This window comes from Alcanivorax sp., from assembly GCF_051117345.1.
Taxonomy (GTDB): Bacteria; Pseudomonadota; Gammaproteobacteria; order Pseudomonadales; family Alcanivoracaceae; genus Alcanivorax.
Window position 1 is genome coordinate 1 of the sequence record NZ_JBNPEC010000049.1, and the last position, 5,016, is coordinate 5,016.

The window sequence follows — 5,016 nt, forward strand, 5'->3', positions numbered from 1 at the left end:
GCTGAATCCTGCATCTACCGGGTAATTGAAGCAGGCATCGTGGTTGCCCAGGCTGTCGACCTTGGCGGTCATCTGATTTACCGAACAACTGGAAAAACCGGTGGCGTTGGCTTCTGCCCAACTGGACATGATATAGCCATTGCCGCAGTAGCGTTCCGGATTGTCCACCTGATCGGCTTCCACGTTGTCGTGGTTGGCGCCAAAGTTATGGCCGATCTCATGGGCCATGACGACGGCGGTCAGGGGAATGTTGACGTATTCCTGGGTAACCCCGGTGGCGTAGCCGTTGGTATTACAGAGGGTGCCCACATAGGCGAGGCCGACAGTGGAGCCGTCGAATTCCCGGCCGGAGAGCAGTTCCATCAGTGGGCTGGCCGTGCTGGTGTCGGCGAAGGGAAAACCGTGGTATTTCTCGCGCAGGTCCACCAGCAGTTCATTGGCGCTGGTGGATTCCAGCAGCAGCTCTTCGCCGGGAAATTCCACGTGCAGGTTGTCGAACACCATATTCAGGTCGTTGCGGTAGAAACCGTCGATGATGTTGAGCAACTCCACCACCTTGTCCTGATAGGTATCCGGGTGCTTCTGTTGAAACAGGTGGTCGACGATCAGGTATTTCTCCGGCAGCAGGCAGACGCCGTCCACCTGCTCGGTGCACATCTCTTCCAGGGTTGCCGCGGCAATCTGGTACTCGCCTGAGCGAGCGCTGGCGCCTTCCCGGGTAGGCAGTTCCAGGGAACTATGGGTGCCATTGCCTACGCCGCAGGTGCCAGGTGCCTGCAGGCTTTGCAGGGAACGGGCAACGGGGAGATTGTTGCGCTGGCTGAACGCGTCGCTATCAATAATGTGCATGTCGCCATTCAGTGACACTACGCCGGACCAGTTATCGCCGAGGTGAGACAGGCGCACCCAGCTTCCCGGAACCTGTTCCAGTGCGCCGCTGTAGTGGTTGCCCTGAAGAAGTTTGCGGTCCGCGTCGGACATGCCGATCCGGGCGGTGCTGGGTTCCAGTACGGCCCGATAACGGCTGCCATCGATAAACAGTTCGGTACTGGCTTGAGGGGCTGCGGCGGCGGCATGACTGCCCGGGAAAAGCAGGGTTGCCAGCAGCAGGCCGTGCCAGGCTGCCAGTGGCCGACGGAAGCGCATTGCCATGGGTGGTTCTCCCCCTTACTGGGTTTTTCGTATTTTCGGTGTGGTTATTTCGGTGTAGACGTTGCGGGGGATTTTGCGTACCTGCGGGCCGGTATGTTGTGCGGCGTATCCCATTCTTTGCTATCTGAACGGGCGTGCAGGATCGTTTGAGGTTCAGACGGCGCTAAACAGGGCGGTGAGCTGCTGCGCTGCCCGCTCTACCTGCTCGGGAGCGGGGTTGGAGAAAAGGGCGTGGATGACGGCCAGTGCGTCGGCGCCCCGCTCCAGTAGCTGGCCGCCGTTGTCGGGATCAATACCACCGATGGCGACCAGTGGAATCGTCAGCCGCTGACGGGCCCGATTGAGGATGGCCGGATCAGCGGGCGGGGCCTGCGGTTTGGTGCGCGAGGGAAAAAAGCGGCCAAAGGCCACGTAGTCGGCACCTGCGGCGGCGGCCTGCTCGGCCAGGGTCAGGTCGCTATGGCAGGTAACGCCAATGATCTTGTCCGGACCCAGCACGCTACGGGCGTGGGCGATGCCGCCGTCGCTCTGGCCGATATGGACGCCGTCGGCATCAATGGCTGCGGCCAGGCTCGGGTCATCGTTGACCAGAAAGCGGGCGCCATGCTGTCGGCACAGGGCCTGAAGCTGCGCGGCGCGATGGCGGCGTTGCTCCGGGCTGGCGGTTTTGTCCCGGTATTGCAGCAGGCGGGCGCCACCGCGCAGCGCGGCTTCTGCGGCGGGCAGTAATTGCCGGTCGGCGATCAGGGCCGGGTCGGTGATGGCGTACAGGCCATGGATGCCGGGATGCTTCATCGCCGGTCTGGCACGTATTGGCCCTGGCCCGGGCGGAAGGCGTTGCGCAGGAAACGATCCACATGGGCCTGACCGTCTGCCACCGCATTGGCCAGGGATTCCCCATGACCGCGCAGGCAGGCGATGGACGACGCCAGGGTGCAACCGGAGCCATGGTAGCTGTGCGGCAAACGCTCCCAGTTCCACTGTTGCTCGCCGTCGGCACTGAACAGATGGTTGGTGACCTGGTCGGTGTCGTCGTGGGTGCCGGTGATCAAGGCGGTACGACCGGTACGTTGAATCAGCTCGGCACCGCACTCGGCCACGGTTTCCCGGCCGCTGAGGGCCTGGGCTTCGGGCAGGTTCGGGGTCATCACCTCGCAGTGGGGGGCCAGTTTTTCCAGCATGGCATCCGCCAGGGATTCGCTGGTCAGGCTGCCGCCGGCTTCGGCGGCCAGCACTGGGTCGAGCACCACGGGCACCCCGGGCAGTTGCTGCAACAGCTCGGCGATAAAGTCGATGATGGCCACGGAGCCGGTCATACCAATTTTCACCGCCTGGAAGTCGTAGTCTTCCAGCAGGGTGGCGGCCTGCTGGCGCAGCAGGTCCACGTCTGTCAGCCGGAAACCGCGCACGTTCTGACTATTCTGCACGGTGAGTCCGGTGATCAGGGTGGAGGCAAAGCCGCCCAGGGCACGAATGGCTTCAATGTCTGCATGGATGCCGGCTCCCCCGGAAGGGTCGTGGCCGGCGATAACGAGAATATTGGGTTTCATAAAAGCATGCCTGACGCTGGATGCCTGACGTGCGGGCGACCTTCTCGTCCGGCGTCAGGCGTTAAGCGTTTTTCAGAATGGTCTCACTACCGCCAATATAACAATGGCCACCAGCAGAAACACGGGGATCTCGTTGAAGATCCGGTAAAACTTGTCGCTTTTGGTATTGGCGTCGGCGGCGAATTTTTTCAGGTAGGCCAGGCAGACGTGGTGGTAGCCGATCAACAAGAACACCAGGGTCAGCTTGGCATGCATCCAGCCGAAGCCTTTGTAGGCGTCCCAGTTGGCCATCAGCATCCACAGGCCCAGCAACACGGTGACGATCATGCTGGGGTTCATGATGCCCCGGTACAGCTTGCGCTCCATCACCTTGAAACGTTCCCGGCTGACGGTGTCCTCCGCCATGGCGTGATAGACGAACAGGCGCGGCAGATAAAAGATGGCGGCAAACCAGCAGATCACGGCGATCAGGTGGAACGCTTTGATCCAGAGCAGGTGGTCGAGGGCGAACTGCATCATGATGTGGCGAGTCTCAGGGGTGTTGTGAGTGGAGGGATCGGGAGTCAGAGCGTAGACTATACCGACTTCCTGCCATTGTTTCGTCAACCTGCACTGATTGCTAAGGAGTCCCGTGAAAAAGCGGCCACGCCACCGTCGTCTGATGCGTTACTACCTGTTTCGCACTCGCCGCGTGAGTCGCCGTCAGTTGGGGTCCTGGGAGGACTGGAAACTGCGCGCGGTGTTCTGGATCGGCGCCGTGCTGGTGGGGCTATTGGTGGTGGCGTTCGCCTGGGTGGCGGAGCTGGCATCGCACACCTTTATTCAAATACACGAGCAATCACCGCTGTTGCCAGTGTTGATCACGCCGCTGGGCATGCTGGTGATTGTCTGGTTGATGCGACAGCTGGGCACCGAATCCCAGGGCAGTGGTATTCCCCAGGTGCTGGTGGTGCTCAAGCAGCGCTACCATTGGCTGCGCCCCACCTTTCTTTCTCTGCGTGTGATCTTCGGCAAGTTCATTCTGACCTGCCTGGGGTTGCTGTGCGGTGCCAGTATCGGTCGCGAAGGCCCCAGTGTGCATATGGGCGCGGCAATGATGTATTCGGTGGGGCGGCTGGGACGCCTGAATCAGAAATATGTGGATAATTCCCTGATCGTGGCCGGTGGGGCGGCCGGGGTGTCGGCGGCGTTCAATGCGCCGTTGGCGGGGATTGTTTTCGCCATCGAAGAATTGTCCGGTTCCTTCGAGCAGCGCACCAGCGGTACCCTGATCCTGGCCATTATTCTCTCCGGGGTGGTGGTGCTGATGATCATGGGCCACTACAGTTTTTTCGGTCACCCGCAGGGCGCCCTGGATATTACCCGGGACTGGGCGGCGATTGGCGTGACCGGACTGGTGTGTGGACTGTTTGGTGGCCTGTTCAGCCGCCTGCTGATCAAGGGTAGTCAGTTTCTTTCCCCTTATGCGAAGGCGCATCCCTACCGGGTGGTGCTGATGTGTGCGCTGGTGCTGGTGTTGTTGGGGCTGCTGACTGGTGGTGCTACCTATGGCAGTGGCTATGAGCAGGCCAGTACCCTGCTGGACGGGGAGCACCCGGGGAACTGGAGTTTTGCCCTGGCCAAGATGTCCGCCACTCTGGTGTCCTACTTCACCGGCATTCCCGGCGGGTTGTTCTCGCCGAGCCTGGCCGCAGGGGCCGGGTTCGGCAATGTGATCGGCGGTTTCTTTCCGGAGTCTTCCCTGGTGGGGATTACCCTGGTAGCCATGGCGGCCTTTCTGGCCGGTGTGATCCAGCGGCCGATTACCTCTTTCGTGATCGTCATGGAGCTGACCGGTAACCGCCATGACATCCTCCTGCCATTGATGGCCGGGGCTTTCCTGGCAACGGCAGTGGCCAAGATTGTCTGGGCCAGGCCGCTCTATGATTCCCTGGCCGAGCGCCTCTCGGATGGGCGCGGCATGGCCCTGGAGAAACCCCGGGAAAAAGGCGATGACGGGGGTGCGGAGTCGGCAGCGGGCAAGGAATCCGAACGGCAATTGCCCGGATAAGTTGCCGGCCCATGGTGGCGCCCCTATCATGCGGGGTCATTTGTGAACCTGAAGCTACGGCTTCAGGGTGGATGCATGGCGCAAGAATTTGTTGCCACAGGAGATTTTCTGAAAAAGTGTCGTATCAGGGAATACGATCGACCGAAGAAGATTTTCTGTGGCGGCAAAGGCTTGCGTCAGGCGCCGCGATGAAGTCGTGGCTTCATGTTAAATGCAGTTCCCTGGTTAGCAGGGTGGAGAATGATATGGCAGAGCCCCTCAAGG

Annotated in this window: 5 protein-coding genes; 1 reads left to right on the forward strand and 4 read right to left on the reverse strand. The window is 61.0% G+C overall.

Annotation, left to right across the window (positions count from 1 at the left end; genetic code table 11):
* From ACFE0K_RS03270 to hemJ, 4 genes are all read right to left on the reverse strand, one after another.
* A partial coding sequence (locus ACFE0K_RS03270; protein ID WP_434534703.1) for a M12 family metallo-peptidase occupies positions 1-1,152 on the reverse strand: 1,152 nt, incomplete at its 3' end.
* A gap of 153 nt (positions 1,153-1,305) precedes the next feature.
* Positions 1,306-1,947 carry a thiamine phosphate synthase gene (gene thiE / locus ACFE0K_RS03275; RefSeq protein ID WP_434534704.1) on the reverse strand — a complete coding sequence of 214 codons (642 nt, stop codon included), beginning with the start codon at positions 1,945-1,947 and terminating at the stop codon, positions 1,306-1,308.
* Positions 1,944-2,702, reverse strand: coding sequence for a bifunctional hydroxymethylpyrimidine kinase/phosphomethylpyrimidine kinase (gene thiD / locus ACFE0K_RS03280; protein WP_434534705.1), 759 nt, complete (start codon positions 2,700-2,702; stop codon positions 1,944-1,946). The genes thiE and thiD overlap by 4 nt, the downstream gene beginning before the upstream one ends.
* 72 nt (positions 2,703-2,774) lie before the next feature.
* Positions 2,775-3,218, reverse strand: a complete 444-nt coding sequence (gene hemJ / locus ACFE0K_RS03285) for a protoporphyrinogen oxidase HemJ (protein WP_297767010.1) — start codon at positions 3,216-3,218, stop codon at positions 2,775-2,777.
* A gap of 115 nt (positions 3,219-3,333) precedes the next feature.
* Between hemJ and ACFE0K_RS03290 the strand changes: the two genes are divergently transcribed.
* Entirely contained in the window at positions 3,334-4,752 is a 1,419-nt protein-coding gene (locus tag ACFE0K_RS03290; RefSeq protein ID WP_434534706.1) for a chloride channel protein, read from the forward strand.
* Positions 4,753-5,016: the final 264 nt, after the last annotated feature.